Annotated in this window: 1 protein-coding gene; it reads left to right on the top strand. The window is 62.7% G+C overall.

Annotated elements, in window-relative coordinates; all coding sequences use genetic code 11:
• Window positions 1-47 precede the first annotated feature (47 nt).
• Window positions 48-1,139, top strand: coding sequence for an IS630 family transposase (locus tag ACGFH9_RS30810; RefSeq protein ID WP_393226392.1), 1,092 nt, complete (start codon window positions 48-50; stop codon window positions 1,137-1,139).

Below are 1,139 nucleotides of genomic sequence, written 5' to 3'. Positions count from 1 at the left end.
CTAGTGTCCTGCGCCTGAAATTCGTTATCTAAATGTAGACTGCGGTGGTGGCAGGTCGTGGGCGGCCGAAGGCCGAGTTGGTACTCAGCGATGCTGAGCGGGAGACGTTGCAGAATTGGGCGCGGCGGGCGAAGTCGGCGCAGGCGTTGGCCCTGCGGTGTCGGATCGTGCTGGCATGCGCCGACGGCCTGTCCAATCAGGATGTCGCTGCTCAGCTGGGGGTCAGCCGGCCGACTGTGGGCAAGTGGCGTACCCGGTTCGTGGCACGCCGCCTGGATGGGCTGATGGATGAGGATCGGCCAGGCCGGCCGGCGTCGATCAGTCTGGATCGGGTGGAAGACGTGGTCGTGGCCACCCTTGAACAGACGCCCCGTAACGCAACGCACTGGTCACGGGCGTCGATGGCCGCACGGTCGGGACTGTCAAAGTCGACGATCGGACGGATCTGGCGCGACTTCGGGCTCAAGCCCCACCGAACCGACACGTTCAAGCTCTCGACGGACCCGCTGTTCGTGGAGAAGGTTGTCGACGTGGTCGGGCTATACCACAACCCGCCTGAGCGGGCTGTGGTGCTCTGCGTCGATGAGAAGTCCCAGGTGCAGGCCCTGGATCGGTCGCAACCGGTGCTACCGATGATGCCGGGCATGCCCGAACGGCGCACCCACGACTATGTGCGCCACGGCATCACCAGCTTGTTCGCCGCGTTCAACATCGCCAACGGCACCGTGATCAGCCAGCTGCACCGTCAACATCGCGCTATCGAGTTCAAGAAGTTCCTGATCACCATCGACAAGTCGGTGCCTGCCGACCTGGACGTCCACGTGATCTGCGACAACTACGGCACGCACAAGACCCCGGCGGTCAAGACCTGGCTGGCTCGCCATCCTCGCTTCCACATGCACTTCACGCCGACCGGAAGCTCGTGGATCAACCAGGTGGAACGCTGGTTCGGCTTCCTGACCGACCAGATGATCCGCCGCAGCGTACACAAAAGCGTTGCCGCGCTTGAGAAAGACATCCGAGCCTGGATCAAGGACTGGAACGACAACCCGAAACCGTTCGTGTGGACCAAGACCGCCGAGGAGATCCTCGACTCCCTCGCCAGATATTGCAAACGAATTTCAGGCGCAGGACACTAG

It is taken from the genome of Micromonospora sp. NPDC049102, from assembly GCF_043197485.1.
In the GTDB taxonomy this organism is placed as follows: domain Bacteria; phylum Actinomycetota; class Actinomycetes; order Mycobacteriales; family Micromonosporaceae; genus Micromonospora.
Note: the sequence above shows the minus strand (reverse complement) of the source record. Positions and strands in the feature narration are given on the sequence as shown.